22 protein-coding genes are annotated in these 19,258 nt (G+C 61.0%); 5 read left to right on the top strand and 17 right to left on the bottom strand.

Annotated features, from left to right (window positions below; translation table 11 throughout):
• Positions 1–38 precede the first annotated feature (38 nt).
• Positions 39–938 (top strand): DMT family transporter, encoded by a 900-nt coding sequence (locus tag J1777_RS00110; protein ID WP_207573819.1) that lies wholly within the window; start codon positions 39–41, stop codon positions 936–938.
• Positions 939–1,305: 367 nt separating this feature from the next.
• Here J1777_RS00110 and J1777_RS00105 read toward each other — a convergent pair whose 3' ends face one another.
• The 14 genes from J1777_RS00105 to J1777_RS00040 form a co-directional block, all read right to left on the bottom strand.
• A complete protein-coding gene (locus J1777_RS00105) occupies positions 1,306–2,130 on the bottom strand; it encodes an SDR family oxidoreductase (protein WP_207573818.1) in 825 nt (274 codons plus the stop codon).
• A gap of 41 nt (positions 2,131–2,171) precedes the next feature.
• Complete coding sequence (locus J1777_RS00100) at positions 2,172–3,488, bottom strand: DUF3422 family protein (RefSeq protein WP_207573817.1); 1,317 nt, start codon at positions 3,486–3,488, stop codon at positions 2,172–2,174.
• A gap of 87 nt (positions 3,489–3,575) precedes the next feature.
• On the bottom strand, positions 3,576–4,361 hold the full coding sequence (locus J1777_RS00095; RefSeq protein ID WP_207573816.1) for a class I SAM-dependent methyltransferase: 786 nt from the start codon (positions 4,359–4,361) through the stop codon (positions 3,576–3,578).
• Positions 4,362–4,425: 64 nt separating this feature from the next.
• Positions 4,426–5,118, bottom strand: a complete 693-nt coding sequence (locus J1777_RS00090; RefSeq protein ID WP_207573815.1) for a sigma-E factor negative regulatory protein — start codon at positions 5,116–5,118, stop codon at positions 4,426–4,428.
• 38 nt (positions 5,119–5,156) lie between these two features.
• On the bottom strand, positions 5,157–5,786 hold the full coding sequence (rpoE, locus tag J1777_RS00085) for an RNA polymerase sigma factor RpoE (protein WP_207573814.1): 630 nt from the start codon (positions 5,784–5,786) through the stop codon (positions 5,157–5,159).
• Positions 5,787–5,807: 21 nt separating this feature from the next.
• Entirely contained in the window at positions 5,808–6,308 is a 501-nt protein-coding gene (locus J1777_RS00080; protein ID WP_207573813.1) for a hypothetical protein, read from the bottom strand.
• Between the two features lie 98 nt (positions 6,309–6,406).
• On the bottom strand, positions 6,407–7,651 hold the full coding sequence (fabF, locus tag J1777_RS00075) for a beta-ketoacyl-ACP synthase II (RefSeq protein WP_207573812.1): 1,245 nt from the start codon (positions 7,649–7,651) through the stop codon (positions 6,407–6,409).
• Positions 7,652–7,696: 45 nt separating this feature from the next.
• Complete coding sequence (acpP, locus tag J1777_RS00070) at positions 7,697–7,936, bottom strand: acyl carrier protein (RefSeq protein ID WP_207573811.1); 240 nt, start codon at positions 7,934–7,936, stop codon at positions 7,697–7,699.
• A 116-nt stretch (positions 7,937–8,052) separates the two neighbouring features.
• On the bottom strand, positions 8,053–8,790 hold the full coding sequence (fabG, locus tag J1777_RS00065) for a 3-oxoacyl-ACP reductase FabG (protein ID WP_207573810.1): 738 nt from the start codon (positions 8,788–8,790) through the stop codon (positions 8,053–8,055).
• Positions 8,787–9,731, bottom strand: a complete 945-nt coding sequence (gene fabD, locus J1777_RS00060; protein ID WP_207573809.1) for an ACP S-malonyltransferase — start codon at positions 9,729–9,731, stop codon at positions 8,787–8,789. The genes fabG and fabD overlap by 4 nt, the downstream gene beginning before the upstream one ends.
• Before the next feature lie 56 nt (positions 9,732–9,787).
• The gene (locus J1777_RS00055) at positions 9,788–10,777 is read right to left on the bottom strand and encodes a beta-ketoacyl-ACP synthase III (RefSeq protein ID WP_207573808.1); all 990 of its coding nucleotides are present in this window, start codon (positions 10,775–10,777) and stop codon (positions 9,788–9,790) included.
• Entirely contained in the window at positions 10,774–11,826 is a 1,053-nt protein-coding gene (plsX, locus tag J1777_RS00050; RefSeq protein WP_207573807.1) for a phosphate acyltransferase PlsX, read from the bottom strand. The genes J1777_RS00055 and plsX overlap by 4 nt, the downstream gene beginning before the upstream one ends.
• A gap of 95 nt (positions 11,827–11,921) precedes the next feature.
• The gene (gene rpmF / locus J1777_RS00045) at positions 11,922–12,104 is read right to left on the bottom strand and encodes a 50S ribosomal protein L32 (protein WP_207573806.1); all 183 of its coding nucleotides are present in this window, start codon (positions 12,102–12,104) and stop codon (positions 11,922–11,924) included.
• Positions 12,105–12,198: 94 nt separating this feature from the next.
• A complete protein-coding gene (locus tag J1777_RS00040) occupies positions 12,199–12,759 on the bottom strand; it encodes a YceD family protein (protein WP_207573805.1) in 561 nt (186 codons plus the stop codon).
• A gap of 28 nt (positions 12,760–12,787) precedes the next feature.
• Here J1777_RS00040 and J1777_RS00035 point away from each other — a divergent pair, with 28 nt between their 5' ends.
• Both J1777_RS00035 and J1777_RS00030 read left to right on the top strand, forming a co-directional pair.
• On the top strand, positions 12,788–13,408 hold the full coding sequence (locus tag J1777_RS00035; protein ID WP_207573804.1) for a Maf family nucleotide pyrophosphatase: 621 nt from the start codon (positions 12,788–12,790) through the stop codon (positions 13,406–13,408).
• Positions 13,405–14,190: an SAM-dependent methyltransferase gene (locus J1777_RS00030; RefSeq protein WP_207573803.1), complete on the top strand. Its 786-nt coding sequence runs from the start codon at positions 13,405–13,407 to the stop codon at positions 14,188–14,190. Before J1777_RS00035 ends, J1777_RS00030 begins: the two co-directional genes overlap by 4 nt.
• A 109-nt stretch (positions 14,191–14,299) precedes the next feature.
• Here J1777_RS00030 and J1777_RS00025 read toward each other — a convergent pair whose 3' ends face one another.
• From J1777_RS00025 to J1777_RS00015, 3 genes are all read right to left on the bottom strand, one after another.
• Positions 14,300–15,307, bottom strand: coding sequence for a S49 family peptidase (locus J1777_RS00025; RefSeq protein ID WP_207573802.1), 1,008 nt, complete (start codon positions 15,305–15,307; stop codon positions 14,300–14,302).
• An 87-nt stretch (positions 15,308–15,394) separates the two neighbouring features.
• Complete coding sequence (locus J1777_RS00020) at positions 15,395–16,054, bottom strand: HAD-IA family hydrolase (RefSeq protein WP_207573801.1); 660 nt, start codon at positions 16,052–16,054, stop codon at positions 15,395–15,397.
• Between the two features lie 14 nt (positions 16,055–16,068).
• A complete protein-coding gene (locus J1777_RS00015; protein WP_423220525.1) occupies positions 16,069–17,088 on the bottom strand; it encodes an RluA family pseudouridine synthase in 1,020 nt (339 codons plus the stop codon).
• A gap of 236 nt (positions 17,089–17,324) precedes the next feature.
• Between J1777_RS00015 and J1777_RS00010 the strand changes: the two genes are divergently transcribed.
• Together J1777_RS00010 and J1777_RS00005 are read left to right on the top strand one after the other, a co-directional pair.
• Positions 17,325–17,507, top strand: a complete 183-nt coding sequence (locus tag J1777_RS00010) for a hypothetical protein (RefSeq protein WP_207573800.1) — start codon at positions 17,325–17,327, stop codon at positions 17,505–17,507.
• Between the two features lie 154 nt (positions 17,508–17,661).
• The coding region (locus tag J1777_RS00005; protein WP_207573799.1) for an Rne/Rng family ribonuclease at positions 17,662–19,258 on the top strand (1,597 nt) is incomplete at its 3' end.

Genomic DNA, 19,258 nt, shown 5'->3' with positions numbered 1-19,258 from the left:
GGCCTGCGCTGGCCCAGCCCGGCGTTAGCATTCGCGCAATGACTGCACCTTTGAACCTGGGCACGGTTGCCCTCTTAACCGCCGCCCCCCTGCTGTGGGCGGGCAACGCCATCGTCGGGCGCTTGATTTACGAGCTGATCTCGCCCTTCACCCTGAACTTTATCCGCTGGGCCGCCGCCTGCGTGCTGCTGCTGCCCATTGCCTGGCGCGTGCTGAAAAAAGACGGCCCGCTGTGGCCCCACTGGAAGTCGTATGCCATGCTGGGCTTTTTGGGCATCGGCTGCTACAACAGCCTGCTGTATCTGTCGCTGAAAACCTCCAGCCCGCTCAACGTCACCCTGGTCGGTGCCAGCATGCCCATTTGGATGCTGGGGCTGGGCCGCCTGTTTTGGGGCACCGCCATCAATGGCCGCCAGATTCTGGGGGCGCTGCTCTCGATTTGCGGGGTGGTGCTGGTGCTCACCCGGGGGGACATCGAGGTGCTGCGCCACCTGCAACTGGTGCCTGGCGACCTGTTCATGCTGCTGGCCACGCTGATTTGGTCGCTCTACACCTGGCTGCTGACCAAAGCCCCCGGCCCGCAAGAATTTAAAAGCGACTGGGCGCAGTTTTTATTCGCCCAGGTGCTGTTTGGCGTGCTGTGGTCAGGCCTGTTCACGGCCACTGAAGCCAGCCTGGGGGCTTTTCACCTGGTGCTGGGCTGGCCGCTGATAACGGCGTTGGTGTTCATCACCATTGGCCCAGCCATTTTGGCCTACCGCTTCTGGGGCGCGGGGGTGCGCCGCTCCAGCCCCGCGGTGGGCGGCTTTTTTGCCAACCTGATCCCGCTGTTTACCGCCATTTTGTCGGTGCTGGTGCTGGGCCAAGCACCCCAGCTGTACCACGCCGGTGCGTTTGTCTTGATCGTCGGCGGCATTTTGGTGGCCTCGCGCCGCTAAACATCAGCGCTGAAGCTGCGCAGCAAGCGAAGAAGCACTCGTTACTACAGCGCTCGCTGCGGACACAACCGTTTTCACCGTATCGAGCCTCGCCCATTCTGACTCGCCGTGGCTGTTTGAGCGCAGCGCCCAACGGGCGCGTAGCGAGTTTTACGGCGCAACGCTGCGCAGCACGCCTTCTTTGCCTCCTTTCTTGCGCGGGCAAGAAAGGAGGTCGCCCGCCGGGGCGAGTCCCGGCCAGCAGCCCCAAAATCAAAAAAGAAAGCTGCTAGCGCACATATCTATTGAATTTAAAAGCGTTTCAACCTTAAAACCCAACAAACACAAGCGCAAGCAGCTTCTTTTTTAAGCCCTCCCGTGGGGGGCCTTAAAACGTGCCCGGGTACAAACCACCATCGGCCAAGATGTTTTGCCCATTCACGTACCCGGCCTGCTGGCTGCACAAAAACGCACAAATTGCACCAAACTCGGCCGCTGTGCCAAAGCGCTGGGCGGGCACCAGGGCCTGCTGGCTGGCCCGAAAAGCCTCGGGGGTTTGCCCCGTTTTGGCTGCGCCCCCGACAAAGGTGGCTTGCAGGCGATCGGTATCAAACTTGCCGGGCAGCAGGTTGTTCATGGTGATGCCCTTGGCGGCCAGCTCCGAGCGGGCCAGCCCGGCGATAAAACCGGTCAAGCCGCTGCGGGCCCCATTGGACAGGCCCAGGATGTCAATCGGCGCTTTCACCGCGCTGGAGGTGATGTTCACAATGCGGCCAAAACCGCGCGCTGCCATGCCATCGACCACCGCCTTGATCAGCTCAATGGGGGTGAGCATGTTGGCATCGACCGCGGCCATCCACTGGTCGCGCTGCCAATCGCGAAAATCGCCGGGCGGCGGACCCCCGGCGTTGTTCACCAGCATATCCACATTCACCCCCGGCCCCCCGGCGGCACTGAGCACTGCAGCGCGGCCTTCGGGTGTGGTGATGTCGCAGGCCACGGCAATAACTTGAGGGGGTTTTTGGCCACTGGCCCTTGCCCAGTATGCGGCAGTTGCTCTTAATTTTTCCGCTGCTTGCTGCAACGGGCCTGCGGTGCGGGCATTGATGACCACGTTCACACCTTCGGCCACCAGCGCCTGCGCACAGCCAAAGCCCAGCCCTTTGCTGGCGGCGCACACCAGCGCCCATTTACCGGCAATGCCTAAATCCATGCTTGCTCTCCTTGCTGAAAAAACCCTGATTGTTGGCTTCTTTATTGATGGTGTTTGCCAAACAGCCGGTGGTGCAAGCGCCGCAAGCTCCACCACACCGAGAAGGCCACCACCGGAATGGCCAGCGCCGCCGTGCTCTCGGCCGACAGCGGCCAGCCCAGGCGGTGTGCCCCTTTGGCCAAATAGCTGATCAGGCCGGTGATGTAGTAAGTAATGGCGGCCACGGACAGGCCCTCCACCGTCGATTGCAGCTTGAGCTGCATGGCCTGGCGCTCGTTCATGCTGCCCAGCAGCTGCTGGCTGCTTTGCTGCTGCTCGATCTCGACGCGGGTGCGCAGCAAATTGCTCACGCGCGAGACGCGCTCAGACAGGGCGTTTTGCCGCCGCGCGGCCCATTCGCAGGTGCTGCGGGCCGGGGTCAGCCGCCGCGCCATGAATTCTTGAAAGCTCAAAAAGCCTGAGAGGCGCTCTTCCTGCAAATCCACAATGCGTTTCTCGACCAGCTCAAAATACGCTCGGCTGGCCGAAAAGCGGGCGTGGCTGGCGGCGTATTCGCTCTCCACCTGCCCGGCCAGGCGCGTGAGGCGATCGAGCAGCGCGGGCTCGGACTGGCGATCGGCCTGGCGAATTGCCTGGGCCAGCTCGGCCAGCTCTTGCTCGGCCTTGCCCAGCACCGCCACCGCATGGCGGGCCGCCGGCATGGCCAGCAGGGCCATCATGCGGTAGGTTTCCATCTCCAGCAGGCGCTGCACCAGCCGCCCCAGGCGCGGGGCCGAAATCTCCGGCCCCGGCTGCACCAGCATGCGCGAGCAGCCATCGGCATGGATGGCAAAGTCGGTACACACCTGGGTTTGCCCCCGGTGTACCAAGGAGCCGGCCAAGGTGTCGGTATTGAGCATGTGCTCCACCACCTGGGCCAGGCCCCCTGGGCCACATTGGGCGGTTTGCACAATCCACAGATGAATACAAGCCAGGCTGTGCCCAGGCAAAGCGGCCAGCCAGGCTTGCGGCACCTCTTCTGCCGCCGTGGGCGGGCTGCGCGTGTCCAGCAGCACATCGCTGGGCAGGGGGACTTGAAACGTCCAGCTGACAAACTCGGTGTGCAGCTCCCAACGCAGGCGAAAGCCGCCCACATCGACACGCACATGGGTGGTGTGCTCATCCGGAACGCTGCGGTGGTGGTCGCGCAACAAGGCGGCCAAATGCTGGCGGCTGGCCTCGCGCTGGGCGCTGTCGCAGACCATGACCAAGTGGGTCAGCGCGGTGGGCGCGGCAATTGACTCGGGCGGGCGGGCGTGAATCTCGTTGTGCAGCGAGGCACGTTGCGGGTGCTGGGCGGGCAAAGACACAACTGGCATGGGCGCAAAACCTTGAAACCTGGGGAGAGAACTCGCAATTGTGCGCGATGAAGCTTACACATCCACCCTTAGAACGTGTTCGCGTTCTTAGCCGGGCGCACTTTCGGCGACGGGGCGCAACACTTTCACCCATTTGGTCGCTGGCAGTTGGTAAGCCGCCTGCACCGCCTGCGCCCGCGCTTGCAGCTGCAGCACATCGTGCGGCTGGGCCACGCGCAGGGCCAGCACGATGGTGTTGCCCTCGCGCGTGGGTTTAAACGCCCAAACGTTTTCAGCCCCAAAGGCCGTGCAAATCTTCTCCAGACTGCGGGCGTAGCTGCTGCGCCGACCAAAGAGATTGACCGTCATGCAGCCTTCCGGGGTGAGCATGGCGCGGCAATCGGCATAAAACTCGGCACTGTCCAGCACCGGCGCGGCCGCTTCGTGGTCGTACAAGTCCACTTGCAAGGCATGCACCGCGCCCTGCCAATCGGGGTGGCGAATCGCCTCCCCCGCATCGGCCTGCAGCACCTGCAGGCGTTCGTTGTCCGGCGGCAGTTTGAACCACCCCCGGCAGGCGGCAATCACCTGCGGGTTGATCTCGATGGCCGTGGTGCGCATGCCCAGCGTTTTGTAGTGAAACTTGGTCAGCGCCGCGGCCCCCAGGCCCAACTGCACGGCCTGCAAAGCCGTCAAATCCTCATCGGCCGGGGTAAACAGCAGCCAGGCGACCATGCGCTGCACATATTCCAAATCCAGCATGTAGGGGTCTTTAAGCCGCATCGAGCCTTGCACCCAGGGCGTGCCCAGGTGCAGGTAGCGGGCGATGTCGCCTTCGGAAACGCTGACCGCCGGCAAATCGACCGCTGCTTTATTTTTTTTACGAGTGACCACAACACCGCCTCAATAACAACGGGGCCCGCAGGCCCCGAGGAGAAAAGAAAAATTCGAGCGCTCCCTAGGGAGCAGTACGCTGGGCCGAAGTATGCGCCAAGCCGGCATTGCGCAAAAACTCCGCCGGCACTTGCAAGCTGGGGCGGGTGCCGTATTGCTCGTGCAATGTGAGCAAAGCATCCAGGTTGGGATCGCGCAGCATGACCGTTTTGCCATCCTGGGCCGCCACGGCCACTACATTCGGGGCGGCCGTTTGTGCCAATTGCGGGGCGATGGCCGTGGGGGCTTGCACCATCAGCACTTGCCAGCCCACCGCCGCCACGGCAGCGATTGAGGCAAAACCGGCCGCCAATTTCCACCGAAACACCGAGGCATTGGCCGCCGGGTCGCGCTGCTGGGCCGACGCTAAGGCCGGCGCTTGCACTTGCTCCAAAACACCGGAAGCCACTGCCACCCGCGGGGCCGATACCGATTCAGCGGCCGTTTCTGCTGCTGTTTCCGCTACCGGTTCCGATAGCGCTTGCAAAGGCGGCTCTTGCGCCAATTGCGCCCGCAGCCCCGAAAGCAAATCGTGCTGGCTGTGGTGCGCCAAATCGGGCGAGCGCAGCACATCGCCCACCAGGTGGTAAAGCTGCCAATTGGCTTGGCCCTGGGCATCTTCGGCCAAGGCCAAGGCCTGCTCCAGCTCGGGCCCAGTCAATTCGCCATCGACCAAGGCCGAGAGCAACTCCTGTGTATTTACAACATCGTCTTTCATGGTTCTACCTGCTGTTTGCGGACAGCCCGCATCCCCTGTTACCAGCGCTTGCCCGTTTGGCGCTCCAGCATCGGCTTGACCCGTGCAGAAATCGCCTCGCGAGCGCGAAAAATGCGAGAGCGCACCGTGCCAATCGGGCAAGCCATGGCCTGCGCGATTTCGTCGTAGCTCAGCCCTTCGATTTCGCGCAGCGTCACCGCTTGGCGCAATTCTTCGGGCAAGGCCGCCATGGCCTCTTGCACCGCAGCGGCAATTTCTTGCGCGGCCAAAATGGTCTCGGGCGTCTCGTCCGTGCTTGGTTCGTGCCGGTTGCGAAAAGTTTCATCATCGTCTTGCGCCGGAGCCAACGCGCTTTCGGTCAGCACCGGATCGCGGCGCATATCCATCAAGAATTTTTTCGCCGTATTTACCGCAATGCGGTACAGCCAGGTGTAAAACTGCGCCTCGCCGCGAAACTGCGGCAGGGCCCGGTAGGCACGCAAAAAAGTTTCTTGGGCAATGTCTTGCACCAGATCATGGTCCCGCACCATGCGGGCAATCAGCCGCTCAATGCGGCGCTGGTATTTGATTACCAGCAACTCATACGCCCGCTGATCCCCGGCCACGGTGCGCTGCACCAGTTGCATATCACTGTCGTTCGATGAGAGGGGCAAAGAAGGTGCGTTCATGCAGTCAAAAAAAGGGGCTTCTCACTGCACCGGCGGCTGCAGCATCCAAGAAGGGCTGGAATATACCGCACGGCGCAGCGCCAGCCAGTCATGAGGGTGGCGCGATGACGGTGCTTGGACCCAGAAAAAATAGCTGCCCACGTCTGTTTTTACGTGCAATCCAAGGGCTATTTGCATATCTATGACCACTTTCAAAGCGGTAATAGCTATACATTTTTCTTCTGCAGCAGCACCAGCGGTATCACCATCGGCAACACCATCGGCATTCGCCTGCCACGACCATGCCTGCCGGTCCCAGCGCAAACGGCCACGCGGCAAATGGTGCCAGGTCTTTCCGGCCCCCCACACACCCAGCGCCCACACCGCCAACAACCCCAACGCCACCCGCCCACTGCTGGCCCAGCCGACATAGGCCACGGCGGCCAAGCCCAAACAGGCCAGCACCAGCAGCGCGGCACCAAGCAGCCACCCTGGGCCGACCTGCACGGTGACGGCAGGCGGGCTGTGGTGGCGCAGCGTCATAACAACAAAACCCGCTTGGGCCTTTCGGCCAAGCGGGTGAAGTTGAAAACAGCTGGCATCGACAAGACTGGCTGGGTCGAGCGCTGCAGCGGTGGGCGTTAAACGCGCTTGAAAACCAAAGAGCCGTTGGTGCCGCCAAAGCCAAAGTTGTTTTTCAGCGCCACTTCAATCTTGGCATCGCGGGCGGTATTGGCGCAGTAGTCCAGATCGCACTCGGGATCTTGGTTGAACAGATTGATCGTGGGCGGAATTTTCTGTGTATGCAGCGCCATCACCGTGAACACACTCTCAATCCCACCAGCACCGCCCAGCAGGTGGCCGGTCATGGATTTGGTGGAGCTGACCACGGTTTGGTAAGCGGCATCACCCAAGGCGGCTTTGATGGCGTTGGTTTCGTTCTTGTCACCGAGCGGGGTGGACGTGCCGTGGGCGTTCAGATAATGGATTTGGTCGGGATTCACTCCGGCATTGCGCATGGCGTTGAGCATGGCGCGGCGCGGGCCGTCCATATTCGGGGCTGTCATGTGCCCGGCATCGGCGCTCATGCCGTAACCGCTTAATTCAGCGTAAATTTTGGCACCACGGGCTTTGGCGTGTTCGTACTCTTCCAGCACCAGCACGCCAGCGCCTTCGCCCAGCACAAAGCCATCGCGGTCTTTGTCCCAGGGGCGCGAGGCGGTGGCCGGATCATCGTTGCGCGTGGACAAGGCCCGCATGGCGGCAAAACCGCCCACGCCCAGGGGCGAAACCGTGGCTTCGGCCCCCCCGGCAACCACGATGTCGGCATCGCCGTATTCGATCATGCGCCCGGCTTCACCAATGCAGTGCAGGCCCGTGGTGCAGGCCGTGACGACCGACAGGTTGGGGCCTTTAAAGCCAAAGCGCATGGAAACATGGCCAGCCACCATATTGATGATGGAGGCGGGCACAAAAAATGGGGTAATGCGGCGCGGGCCGCGATGGGAGAGCTCGATCTGGGTGTTTTCGATCAGCGGTAAACCGCCAATGCCCGAACCCACCACGCACCCAATGCGCGTGGCCAGCTCTTCCGACAAGGCTTCGCCCGTGGGCAAGCCAGCGTCTTTGACGGCTTGTTCGGCTGCGGCGATCCCGTAATGGATGAAGGAGTCCATGGTGCGGGCATCTTTGCTGCTCATGTACTCTTCGACGTTAAAGCCTTTGACTTCGCCTGCAATCTTGCAGGAAAAAGCCTCTGTATCGAACTTGGTAATCAGGCCAATCCCGGATTGACCGGCCAAGATATTGGCCCAGGCGCTTTGTACCGTGTTACCCACGGGACTGATGCAACCCAGGCCGGTCACGACAACGCGACGACGGCTCATGCGTTTTAACCTTTACTGATCGCTGGCAGACACAAGCCCAAAGGCTTAAGCCTTGTGGTGGGTGTTGGCGTAGTCGATGGCGTTTTGCACCGTGGTGATTTTTTCAGCATCTTCATCGGGGATTTCGATGCCGAATTCATCTTCCAGGGCCATCACCAGTTCCACTGTGTCCAGCGAGTCGGCACCCAGGTCGGCCACAAAGGCTTTTTCGTTGGTGACTTGAGACTCTTCAACGCCGAGTTGCTCAGCAATGATTTTTTTGACACGTGTTTCAATATCGCTCATGGTTTCCCTCAGGGGTTGTGTAGAAATGAACCCGCGATTCTAGCCGCATCAGCAGGGCTTGCTGAAAACGGCTTGCCGTCGCGAGGAAACGGCATAACTTCATGCGCAAATGGCAATTACATGTACATGCCGCCATTCACCGCCAACTCTTGGCCCGTAATGTAGCCTGCTTCGTTGGATGCCAAAAACGCCACGGCATGGGCAATATCACTAGGGTCACCCAGCTTGCCCAGCGGAATTTGTGCCGCCAAGGCGGCTTTCTGCTCTTGCGGCAGCACCGCTGTCATATCGGTGGCGATAAAGCCCGGTGCCACACAGTTCACGGTGATGTTGCGGCTGCCCAGCTCACGCGCCAGGGCGCGGCTCATGCCAGCCACCCCGGCTTTGGCGGCGGCGTAGTTGGCCTGACCGGGGTTGCCCATGCTGCCAACCACGCTGGTGACGCTGATGATGCGGCCAAACCGCTGCTTCATCATCGGGCGAATAGCCGCACGGCTGAGTCGGAATACGGCTTTCAAATTGGTGTCCAGCACGGCATCCCACTCGTCATCTTTCATGCGCATGGCCAGCTGGTCTTTGGTGATGCCGGCGTTGTTTACCAACACGTGCAGGCCGCCATCGGTTTTCACGATGGAATCGAACAAAGCCTCGACGCTGGCCGCATCATTCACATCCAGCTTCACGCCACGGCCACCTTGGTCGATCAGGGCCGCGCTGATGCGCTGGGCACCCTCATCGGAGGTGGCGGTGCCAATCACGGTGTAGCCACGCTGGGCCAGCTCCTGGGCAATGGCGGCACCAATGCCACGGGTGGCACCGGTCACCAAGGCAATACGGGGGGTAGCTTGTGTCATGCGAGTAACTCCTTTACTTCTGCCAAGGTGGCGGGGTCGTACAGGGCGGCGCCGATCAGGTCGGCATCAATGCGCTTGACCATGCCGGCCAAGACTTTGCCCGGGCCACACTCCACCACGTGGGTGATGCCTCGGGCCTTGAGGGCTTGCACGCTTTCAACCCAGCGCACCGGGCCAAAAGCCTGGCGGTACAGAGCATCGGCAATGGCCGCCCCTTCGTGCACCACGGCCACGTCAATGTTGTTGATCACGTCGATTTGAGGGGCGGCAAAGGTAATGCCCGCCAACGCGGCTTTTAATTGCTCGGCCGCTGGCTGCATCAGGCTGGAGTGAAACGGAGCCGAGACCGGCAGCGGCAAAGCGCGCTTGGCTCCTGCAGTTTTCATAGCTGCTCCCGCAGCATCCACGGCGGCTTTTGAGCCTGCAATCACGGTTTGCCCGGGATCGTTGAAGTTCACTGCTTCCACAACCTCAGCACCGCCCAAATCGGCCGTGACTTGGGCGCACACGGCTTTGACCTTCTCGGCATCCAAACCCAATACCGCGGCCATGGCACCGACACCCACCGGCACCGCCGCCTGCATCGCTGCCGCCCGCAGGCGCACCAGGGGAATGGCTTGCCCCAGGCTTAACACCCCAGCGGCGACCAAGGCGGAATATTCCCCCAGCGAATGCCCGGCCACGGCATCGGGCAGCGCCCCGCCTTCGGCCTGCCAAACGCGCCAGGCCGCCACGCCCGCGAGCAGCATCACCGGCTGGGTGTTGGTGGTCAGGGCCAGCGCCTCTTTGGGGCCCTGGGCAATCAGTGCGCCCAGGTCTTCGCCCAGGGCATCAGAGGCCTCTTGCACGGCTTGGCGCACGGCAGGGTGGTCGCCCCAGGCATCCAACATGCCGACGGCTTGCGAGCCTTGGCCCGGAAAGACAAAAGCAAATTTTTTCATCGTCTAAAATTTTTAATAAAACAAGGCTCTAACGCTTACCAGTAAAGCGTTAGCAGCTACATTTTTACCAAAACCGCACCCCAGGTGAAGCCACCGCCCACCCCTTCGAGCAGGACATTTTGCCCCGGCTGCACCTGCCCAGAGCGCACCCCGTAATCCAGGGCCAGGGGGATCGAGGCCGCCGAGGTGTTGCCATGGTCATGCACGGTGACAATCACTTTGTCCATGGGCAGCTTGAGCTTGCGGGCCGTGCTTTGCATGATGCGGATATTGGCCTGGTGCGGAATCAGCCAGTCGATGGCCCGCTCATCCAAACCGGCTTTGGCCAAGGTGGCATGGGCGACTTTTTCCAGCACGCCAACAGCCAGTTTGAACACCGCTTGCCCATCCATGGTGAGCAGGGGCGAGCCCAGCACCTTGCCGCCGCTGACGTGGCCGGGCACGCACAGGATGTCGGTGTAGCGGCCGTCAGCATGCAGATCGCTGGCCAAGATGCCTGGGGTATCGGAAGCCTCCAACACCACCGCGCCCGCACCGTCGCCAAACAAAACGCAGGTGGTGCGGTCCTGGAAATCCAAAATCCGGCTAAAGACCTCGGCCCCCACGACCAAGGCACGGCGGGCATTGCCGGCGCGGATCATGGCATCGGCCACCGTCAGCGCATACACAAAGCCGCTGCACACCGCTTGCACATCAAACACTGGGCAGCCATTGGTGATGCCCAGTTTGTTTTGCAAGATGGCGGCGGTAGAGGGAAACACCATGTCCGGCGTGGACGTGGCCACGATGATCAGGTCAATGTCCTGCGCCGCAATGCCCGCAGCGGCAATGGCTTGCAAACTGGCTTGCAGGCCCAAATCGCTGCTGGTCACCCCTTCGTCGGCGAAGTGGCGGGCGTGGATGCCGGTGCGCTCAACAATCCATTCATCCGAGGTTTGCACCCCGCGCTGGGCCAAGTCGGCAACAAGGTCATGGTTGGTAATGCGGCGCGGTGGCAAATAGCTACCGGTGCCGGTGATGCGCGCAAAACGAGAAACAGAGGTCATAACAAGGCTTCAGCGGCACTGGCCGTAGTGGTGGCTGCTGCCAAAAGCGGAGCAGCGGCAACAATGCGCCCCCGGACTTTGTCCAGCAGCTGGTTGCGGGCCGCATCATACGCACGATTGAGCGCGTGCTCATACGCGCGGGCATCGGCCGAGCCGTGGCTTTTGAACACCAGACCGCGCAAACCCAGCAGGGCCGCGCCGTTGTAGCGGCGATGGTCCATGCGCGCCATCAGCGCTTTTAGCACCGGATAAGCAACGATAGCGGCCATTTTGGTGAAAATATTGCGTTTAAATTCATGCTTCAAGCCGCCGACAATCATGCCCGCCACGCCCTCGCTGGCCTTTAAGGCAACGTTGCCGACAAAACCGTCGCAGACCACGATATCGACGGTGCCTTTGTAAATATCGTTACCTTCGACGTTGCCGTAAAAATTCAGCGCCCCGGCCTGCCCTGCAGAGCGCAACAACTCCGCCGTGCGCTTGATGGTTTCATTGCCCTTGATGGCCTCTTCGCCAATATTGAGCAAACCCACACTGGGCTCGGGCCCACCCGGTTGCAGGGCGGACACCAAGGCCGCGCCCATGACGGCAAACTGCAGCAAATGCTCGGGCTGGCAATCCACATTGGCCCCCAAATCCAAGACAGTGGTGGCACCGCCTTTTTCTTGGGGCATTTGGCTGGCAATCGCTGGGCGATCAATGCCCTCGATGGTTTTCAGAAGATAGCGTGCAATCGCCATCAAAGCGCCGGTATTGCCAGCAGATACGGCAACATCAGCCTTGCCATCTTTGACCTGCTGAATCGCTACGCGCATGGAAGAGTCTTTTTTCTTGCGCAGCGCTATCTCTATCGGGTCATCCATGGCCACCACTTCGCTGGCCTCGATCACCGTCACCCGGGGGCGGCTGACCCATGGGGCGAGCACCTCAGACTTGCCCACCAGGAGCAATTGCGCATCGGCATGGGTCGCTAAAAATTTTTCACACGCCTCTAAGGTAACCCGAGGGCCATGGTCGCCCCCCATGCAATCGACGGCTAAAGTGATCATCGGTAACTCTTTGCTTTATTTCTAGGCACCACCAAACAGCAAAGCCCGCGCTACAGGGTAGCTGCGGGCTTTGTTGGGGCAGCCAATGCTGGTATTTAAGCTTCGGCTTTGTTTTTCAGCACTTGGCGGCCACGGTACACACCATTGGGGCTGATGTGGTGACGCAGGTGCACTTCGCCCGTGGTCGCCTCAACAGCAGTGCCCGGAGTGGTCAGTGCATTGTGCGAACGGTGCATACCGCGTTTGGAAGGGGACTTTTTGTTTTGTTGAACAGCCATGGTGGCTCCTGGGTCTTAAGGGGTTGGTAAAAAACGCGAGCAGCCCATTAAAGACACGAGGGTTTCGCGCGAAGCCTGCGATTATAGCCCAAACTTAATCTGCGCTATCGCCTGCCTTGCGCAATTGCGCCAGGGCTGCAAAGGGATGGGGTTTTTCGGGCGCGTCTTCCACGTGGGCAGCCGCTTCATCAAACGCCAGCGGCTGCGGGCAGATGCCATGCTGCGGCACCAGGGGCAAGGCCATGAGCAGCTCATCCTCAATCAAGGTTTGCAGATCAAAATCGCGGCTCATCACCAGCAGGTCTTCTTCGCTGTCGTCATCTTGGGCTTGCGCGGTGGCTTCGTCTTTGACAAAACGAAAATCGCGCTGCACTTCCAAAGGCACCTCGACCGGTTGCAGGCAACGCTGGCAGGTCAATGTCGCCTGGGTGTGGACTTCCAGCACCAACCACGCATGGCCTGCGCCACCGGTTTGCGCCTGCCACTGGCCCTGGGCATGCCAAGTGACGCTTTCGGCGGCAGGGTCGCCCAAAACTTCTTCGGCAAAACGGGGGTAGGCGGCCAGGGGGGTTTGCCCCTGCAGGGTGTGCTCGCCTTGGGCAAATGCGGCGATGTCCAGGTGCTGAACGTTGAATGCTTTGGATTCTTTCGACATAGGGCGGCAGTGTAAGAGAATCTGCCCCATGCCTGACCTCTCTCCCCCCTCTTCCCCCTCCACATCTGCAGCCCGCCCTATTATTTTGGGCTCCACCTCACGCTACCGGCGTGAATTGCTCGAACGCCTGCGCCTGCCCTTTACCGCCATCGCGCCGCTGGTGGATGAAACGGCCTTGCCGGGCGAAGCGCCGTTGCCGCTGGCCGAACGCCTGGCGCTGGCCAAAGCCCAAGCCGTCGCAGCGGCGCATCCAGAGGCCATCGTCATTGGCTCGGACCAGGTGTGCGATCTGCATGGCCAGGCCTTGGGCAAACCCGGCACCCACGCCAAAGCCGTGGCGCAATTGCAGGCCATGCGCGGGCACAGCATGGTGTTTCACACGGCCGTGGCCGTGGTCTGCCAACACAGCGGTTTTTGCCAAAGCCACACCAGTCAGGTGACGGTGCAGTTTCGCGACCTCAGCGATGCGGAAATTGAGCGCTATCTGCGCTTGGAGCAACCGTATGACTGCGCCGGCAGCGCCAAAAGCGAAGGCCTGGGCATCAGCCTGCTGGATGCCATCCACAGCGATGACCCTACGGCCCTGATTGGCCTGCCGCTGATTGCCACCGCCCGCTTGCTGCGCCAGGCTGGAGTGGTGTTGCCATGAGCACGCCCAAACCACCCCTGGGCCGCTTGTTTTTAGTGCCGGCCCCGCTGGACTTTGGCTGCGCCAGCCAGGCCCCGCTGGAGGCGGTGCTGCCCAGCGGCACTTTGCAGCGGGCCGCCCAGCTGACCCATTGGGTGTGCGAAAACGCCAAAAGCTGCCGCGCTTATTTAAAGCGCATTGATGCCCTGATTCCCTTGTCCGCACCGCTGCAAAGCCACACCATTCAGGAGCTGCCGCGCCATGTGCATAAAAAAGGCGACCACGCCGGCAGCGCAGCCCAAGGCTGGGGGGCGCAAACCCTGCTGGCGCCGCTGCTGGCCGGGAACGATGTCGGTTTGCTCAGTGAGGCCGGGATGCCGGCGGTGGCCGACCCGGGCAGCTCGGTGGTGCGGGCCGCGCACGACATGGGAGCGCAGGTGGTGCCCTTGGTGGGGCCGGTGTCGTTGCTGCTGACGTTGGCCACCAGCGGTTTGAATGGCCAAAGCTTTGCCTTTCAAGGCTATTTGCCGCAAGACGCAGGCGAGCGCAGCCAGCGCATCCGCCAGCTTGAGAGCCTGAGCCTCAAAACCGGGCAAGCGCAAATTTTTATTGAAACGCCCTACCGCAATCCCGCCCTGTGGCAGGCGCTGCTGGCGCACTTGCAAACCACTACCCGCTTGGCCGTGGCCAGCGGCCTGACCCTGGCAGAGGCCGATATCCAATCGCGCAGCGTGGCCGATTGGCGCACCAAAGACTGGGCACCGGCCAAGCACACGCCCACTGTTTTTGCTTTTGGCCAGTAAGCTGGCCAGGCAGACAATATAAAAAGAGCTGTTTACGCTTGAATTTAGTTGATTTCAATATCAAAAAGCATTGAAACTTACTATTTACAAGCGCAAACAGCTCTCTTTTTTAGCGCAGACTCACGCCCCAGCTTTTTCCCGCCTGCACCACCCCCTCGCCCAAGGCCGCACCAAAGCGCTTGGCCAGGCGTTCGGCCACGTTGTCGCGGCGGGTGTAGTCGATGATGTCTTCGGCCTGCACAATGTCGCGGGCCACAGAGTCCAGTGACCCCAGTTGATCGGCCAGGCCCATGGCCACGGCCTGTTCGCCCGTCCAGAACAGGCCGCTAAAGGTGTCGGCCGTTGCATGCAGGCGCTTGCCCCGCCCTTGCTGCACCACGGTGATGAACTGCTGGTGGATGGTGTCCAGCATTTCCTGCGCATGCTCGCGCTGCTCTGGCGACATGGGGCTAAACGGGTCGAGCATGCCTTTGTTCGATCCTGCGGTGAGCAAGCGGCGCTCCACGCCCAGCTTTTCCATGGTGCCGGTAAAGCCAAAGCCATCCAGCAACACGCCAATGCTGCCAACCAGGCTGGCCTTGTCCACGTAAATCTCATCGGCCGCAGCCGCAATGTAGTAGGCCGCCGAGGCACAGGTTTCTTCCACCACGGCGTACACCGGTTTTTGGTGCAAGGCTTTTAACCGCAGGATTTCATCGTTGATCATGCCGGCCTGCACGGGGCTGCCGCCCGGCGAGTTAATCAACAAGACCAACGCCTTGGAGCCGGAATCTTCCAACGCCGAGCGCATGGCTGCATTGACAAATTCGGCACTGGCATCGGCACCGCTGGCGATTTCGCCCTTGATCTCCACCACCGCCGTGTGCGGGCCCGAGACGGTGGTGGTGGCCCCTTCTTTGCCAAAGAACCAAATCGCTGCGCCAAACAAGCCCATCCAGAGCAGGCGCCAAAAAATCCTCCAGCGCCGCGCAGCCCGCTGCTCATTCACGGTGGCCAGCACCAGGCGCTCGAGCACCTCGCGCTCCCAGGCGGTATTGCCAGCGGCCTGTGCGCCAGGTTGCTGCCATAAGTCTTGACCGGGCTGCTGCGAAGCGCCCGAGGGGGGCAAATGATTCATAAATGCCTATCTGTGCAAAGTGCAAGTGCAAACAAAGGGCGCAGTGTATGCCAGCACCCCTTCAAGAAAATGACGAGAAATAGGGCTTTATCCCTGCATCAGCAGCCAATCGCGCAGCTGGGGCACGGTATCGGCCGTAAACAACGGGGCACACTGGGCAAAGGCGGCCGCATTGTGCGCCCCATACGACACGCCCACGCTGGCGCAGCCGGCATTGCGGGCCATGAGCAAATCGTGCGTGGTGTCGCCAATCATCAGCACCCGCTCAGGCGGCACATCCAACTCGGCCATCAGCTCTTGCAGCATCAGGGGGTGGGGCTTGCCCGCCGTTTCATCGGCCGTGCGCGTGGCATCAAACACGGGGCCAAGCTGGGCCTGCTCCAGGGCGCTGTTCAACCCCACGCGGCTTTTGCCCGTGGCCACGGCCAAATAATGCCCACGGCCACGCAGCTCATGGAGCAGTGGCTCAATCCCGGCAAACAACGTCACCTGTGCTTGCAACTTTAAATAGTGGTAACGGTAGCGGTTGGACAGCTCGGCATGCTTCTCGCGCGGCACATCCGGGGCGGCGTGGGCCAGTGCGGGGCCCAGGGCCATGCCAATCACATAGGCGGCCTGTTCATCGCTGGGGCGCTGGCCGCCCACATCCAGCACGGCCTGCTGGATGCTGCGGGTAATGGCCACGGTGGAGTCAAACAAAGTGCCATCCCAGTCAAAGGCGAGCAAATCAAAACGGCGTTGAACCACGGCTATTTCTCTTTCTATTCAGTATCAATATCGGTATGCGTGCTGGGCACAAATTGGGCCAATTCCGGTGGCAATGCCGCCAGCAGGGTGAGCGACTCGCCCGTCACCGGATGGTTCAAGCGCAAGCGCCAGGCATGCAAAAACATGCGCCCCAGCCCTTGCTTGGGCAGGCGCTTGTTCAGGGCAAAGTCACCATATTTATCATCCCCGACAATGCCATGGCCTTGGCTGGACAGGTGTACGCGGATTTGGTGGGTGCGCCCGGTTTTAATAGTCACTTCCAGCAAACTCATGGCCGGCAGCCCTTGCAAGGCGCGCGGTGGCAGGCTTTGGCGCAGCTGCACCAGCGTCAGCGCGGTCATGGCATCCGGGGCATCGGCAGTGGTGGTGCGCACGCGCCGCTCCCCATCGGGCAGCAGGTATTTGTGCAAGGGCGTATCAATCACCTTTTTATTGGCTGGCCAGCTGCCTTGCACCAAAGCCAAATAGGTTTTACCGGTGGAGCGCTCGCGAAACTGGTCTTGCAAGGCTTTGAGGGCCGAGCGTTTTTTCGCCACCAGCAAAATACCCGAGGTTTCGCGGTCCAGCCGGTGTACCAGCTCCAGAAACTTCGCCTGCGGGCGGGCCCGGCGCAGTTGCTCAATCACACCAAAACTCACCCCGCTGCCACCGTGTACGGCCACCCCTGCCGGTTTATCCAGGGCGATAAACGCCTCGTCCTCAAACAAAATCGGAAATTCGCGCGCCGGAGCGGCAACGGCATCGGGGGCTTTTTCTGCCACGCGCACCGGGGGCAGGCGCACGGTGTCGCCCGCCTGCACGCGGGTATCGGCCGCGCAGCGGCCTTTGTTGATGCGCACCTCACCACTGCGGATGATGCGGTACACATGGGTTTTGGGCACCCCCTTTAAATGGCGAATCAAAAAGTTGTCCAGCCGCTGACCGGCATCCTCTTGCGAAACTTGTAACCAGCGCACCGCTGGTGCGGCAGCAGCTGGCGGTGGGGGCTGCATCCCCTTTATAATGTGCTTCACCTGCGCGTCAATACATGTAAGTGGTTGATTTTTTTGGATTTTGATCCAGGAACCCGTTACGCAAGCGTAGGTCGGTCGATGCCTGAAATATGTTTTCCACGTAAAAAACAGCTCTCAAAGCTGCTAAGGAACACATTTTCACCCGTGAACGCATTGCAATACTGAACGAATTTTTTGACCGGCTGCGGCCCCATGTTTTTTCGGGCCACAGCCGTTTTACTGACACCAGCATAGGTATGTGGGTTTTTCTTTCTTGGCTCATCAACGCACTGGCAGGGCACGCCCCTGAGCGCGTCTGCACGCCAAACCCCACCGACCTGAATGCCTCCACTGCGGCCCTCACGTTGCCGACATTGGGGGGCATTCACTCGTTTGTGCTGGCCCCACGCATCCTGCCACCGCCCCCTTTGCTGGCTTAACGGGCCAGGCAACGTCGGCATGCCCACCAAGGGCCAGGGGTGCGCCCTTTCGTTTCAGTAGTGCACGCTTTTCGGGTTCGACTGTTGGTCGTCTTGATTTAAAAGCGTGTTGGCCCGTGGCCAGCGCGTTTCCTCAGAAAAAAGGATGTGCATCATGAAACGGATGCTGATTAACGCCACCCAAACCGAAGAGCGCCGTCTGGCGATTGTGGATGGCCAAAAATTACTCGATTACGAAGTTGAAATCGAAGGCCGCGAGCAGCGCAAAGGCAATATCTACAAAGCGGTCGTCACCCGCATTGAGCCCTCATTGGAAGCTTGCTTTGTCGATTACGGCGAAGAGCGCCACGGCTTTTTGCCCTTCAAAGAAATCTCGCGCCAATACTTTGCCGAGGGCGTCTCGCCCAGCCAGGCCCGGATTAACGAGGTGATCAAAGAAGGCCAAGAGCTGATCATCCAGGTCGAAAAAGAAGAGCGCGGCAACAAGGGCGCAGCACTGACCACCTTTATCAGCCTGGCCGGGCGCTACGTGGTGCTGATGCCCAACAACCCGCGCGGCGGTGGTGTGTCGCGCCGCATCGAGGGCGAGGAACGCGCCGAGCTCAAAGAGGCCATGGACCAGCTGGACTACCCCAAGGGCATGAGCATCATCGCCCGCACCGCGGGCATTGGCCGCAGCGCGCCTGAGTTGCAATGGGACTTGGACTACCTGCTCAAACTGTGGAGCGCCATCGACGGTGCGGCCAAGGCGGGCAAAGGCGCTTTCCTGATCTACCAAGAGTCCAGCCTGGTGATCCGCGCCATTCGCGACTATTTCAACAACGACATCGGCGACATCCTGATCGACACGGACGACATCTACGAGCAGGCCCAGCAGTTCATGGCCCACGTCATGCCCGAGCACGCCAACCGCGTCAAACGCTACCGTGACGATGCGCCGCTGTTCTCGCGCTTTCAGATCGAGCACCAAATCGAATCGGCCTACGCGCGCACCGTGCAACTGCCTTCGGGCGGGGCAATTGTGATCGACCACACCGAAGCCCTGGTCAGCGTGGACGTGAACTCGGCCCGCGCCATCAAAGGCAGCGACATCGAAGAAACCGCCACCCGCACCAACCTGGAAGCCGCCGACGAAGTGGCCCGCCAAATGCGCCTGCGCGACCTGGGCGGCCTGATCGTCATCGACTTCATCGACATGGAAGAGTCGCGCAACCGCAAAGAGGTCGAAAACCGCCTGCGCGACGCACTGCGCCAAGACCGCGCCCGCGTGCAGTTTGGCACCATCAGCAAATTTGGCCTGATGGAGATGAGCCGCCAGCGCCTCAAGCCCGCCCTGTCCGAAGGGGCGCACATCAACTGCCCACGCTGCAGCGGCTCGGGCCACATCCGCGACACCGAAAGCTCGGCGCTGCAAATCCTGCGCATCATTCAGGAAGAGTCCATGAAGGACAACACCGCTGCCGTGCACTGCCAGGTGCCGGTGGAGGTGGCCAGCTTCCTGCTCAATGAAAAACGCGCGGAAATCTCCAAAATCGAACTCAAACAACGCGTTGCCGTGCTGATGGTGCCCAACAAAGGGCTGGAAACCCCGCACTACCGCCTGGAACGCCTCAAGCACGACGACCCGCGCCTGGACAGCATGCAGTCCAGCTACCAGCTGGCCGAAGAGATTGCCGATGACACCACCGTCACGCGCCGCTCACAGGAGCCCACCAACCGCCAGACCCCGGTCATCAAAGGCGTACTGCCCG

Origin of the sequence: Comamonas denitrificans, from assembly GCF_017368815.1 — a bacterium.
In the GTDB taxonomy this organism is placed as follows: domain Bacteria; phylum Pseudomonadota; class Gammaproteobacteria; order Burkholderiales; family Burkholderiaceae_C; genus Comamonas; species Comamonas denitrificans.
The sequence above is the reverse complement of the archived record's forward strand: the minus strand, read 5'-3'. Positions and strand labels throughout refer to the sequence as shown.

Bases quoted from the DNA above. Each gene is read 5' to 3' on its own strand.
- J1777_RS00025 (WP_207573802.1), bottom strand. From the start codon at position 15,307: ATGAATCATTTGCCCCCCTCGGGCGCTTCGCAGCAGCCCGGTCAAGAC.
- J1777_RS00055 (WP_207573808.1), bottom strand. From the start codon at position 10,777: ATGACCTCTGTTTCTCGTTTTGCGCGCATCACCGGCACCGGTAGCTAT.
- fabF (WP_207573812.1), bottom strand. From the start codon at position 7,651: ATGAGCCGTCGTCGCGTTGTCGTGACCGGCCTGGGTTGCATCAGTCCC.
- J1777_RS00035 (WP_207573804.1), top strand. From the start codon at position 12,788: ATGCCTGACCTCTCTCCCCCCTCTTCCCCCTCCACATCTGCAGCCCGC.
- J1777_RS00100 (WP_207573817.1), bottom strand. From the start codon at position 3,488: ATGCCAGTTGTGTCTTTGCCCGCCCAGCACCCGCAACGTGCCTCGCTG.
- J1777_RS00090 (WP_207573815.1), bottom strand. From the start codon at position 5,118: ATGAAAGACGATGTTGTAAATACACAGGAGTTGCTCTCGGCCTTGGTC.
- rpmF (WP_207573806.1), bottom strand. From the start codon at position 12,104: ATGGCTGTTCAACAAAACAAAAAGTCCCCTTCCAAACGCGGTATGCAC.
- fabG (WP_207573810.1), bottom strand. From the start codon at position 8,790: ATGACACAAGCTACCCCCCGTATTGCCTTGGTGACCGGTGCCACCCGT.
- plsX (WP_207573807.1), bottom strand. From the start codon at position 11,826: ATGATCACTTTAGCCGTCGATTGCATGGGGGGCGACCATGGCCCTCGG.
- acpP (WP_207573811.1), bottom strand. From the start codon at position 7,936: ATGAGCGATATTGAAACACGTGTCAAAAAAATCATTGCTGAGCAACTC.
- J1777_RS00010 (WP_207573800.1), top strand. From the start codon at position 17,325: ATGTGGGTTTTTCTTTCTTGGCTCATCAACGCACTGGCAGGGCACGCC.
- J1777_RS00110 (WP_207573819.1), top strand. From the start codon at position 39: ATGACTGCACCTTTGAACCTGGGCACGGTTGCCCTCTTAACCGCCGCC.
- J1777_RS00080 (WP_207573813.1), bottom strand. From the start codon at position 6,308: ATGACGCTGCGCCACCACAGCCCGCCTGCCGTCACCGTGCAGGTCGGC.
- J1777_RS00040 (WP_207573805.1), bottom strand. From the start codon at position 12,759: ATGTCGAAAGAATCCAAAGCATTCAACGTTCAGCACCTGGACATCGCC.
- J1777_RS00030 (WP_207573803.1), top strand. From the start codon at position 13,405: ATGAGCACGCCCAAACCACCCCTGGGCCGCTTGTTTTTAGTGCCGGCC.
- fabD (WP_207573809.1), bottom strand. From the start codon at position 9,731: ATGAAAAAATTTGCTTTTGTCTTTCCGGGCCAAGGCTCGCAAGCCGTC.
- J1777_RS00105 (WP_207573818.1), bottom strand. From the start codon at position 2,130: ATGGATTTAGGCATTGCCGGTAAATGGGCGCTGGTGTGCGCCGCCAGC.
- rpoE (WP_207573814.1), bottom strand. From the start codon at position 5,786: ATGAACGCACCTTCTTTGCCCCTCTCATCGAACGACAGTGATATGCAA.